This window comes from Escherichia sp. AM3 (genome assembly GCF_032029835.1).
Lineage (GTDB): Bacteria > Pseudomonadota > Gammaproteobacteria > Enterobacterales > Enterobacteriaceae > Escherichia > Escherichia coli.
In genome coordinates, this window is the sequence record NZ_JAVUPQ010000547.1 from 1 (window position 1) to 485 (window position 485).

Sequence of the window (485 nt, forward strand, 5' to 3'; positions counted from 1 at the left end):
CGTTAAAATCATGCAAGGGTTCTTTGGCAAAGCGCCGGTTATAATCCTTCTGCAAATGCAGTGGCCGCTTCTATTGTACAGATCCCCTTAAGCCTGAGCTCCTTAACGAGTCGGTCCTGAAGTGTCAAATGAGCACGTTCAACGCGGCCTTTTGCCTGGCTGGTTTCAGCACACAAAGGAGTAATATTAAGGCAGCGCATGGCCCTGGCAAACTGGGTTTCGCCGGGGCCGGTGGTGGCGTGCTTATTATTGACTCTGAATACGCTGGCTTTATCGCTGTAGAGGATCATCGGTTTACCGTATTTCTCGATATAGCCACGTGTAGCTTCAAAATAGGTAAATGTGGACTCAGATTTCACAAACAGCAGGTGCATCAGGCGACTGGTGGCATCGTCAACATAGACCAGGGCAGAACAGGGTCGCCCCCGGTTTTCAAACCAGTGGTGGTCGCAGCCATCAATTTGTATCAGCTCGCCAGTACAAGG

At 50.5% G+C, this 485-nt stretch carries 1 pseudogene; it reads right to left on the bottom strand.

The features are described 5' to 3' along the window. Positions 1-485, bottom strand: a pseudogene (locus RTW80_RS27150) (ISNCY family transposase); the annotation flags it as partial.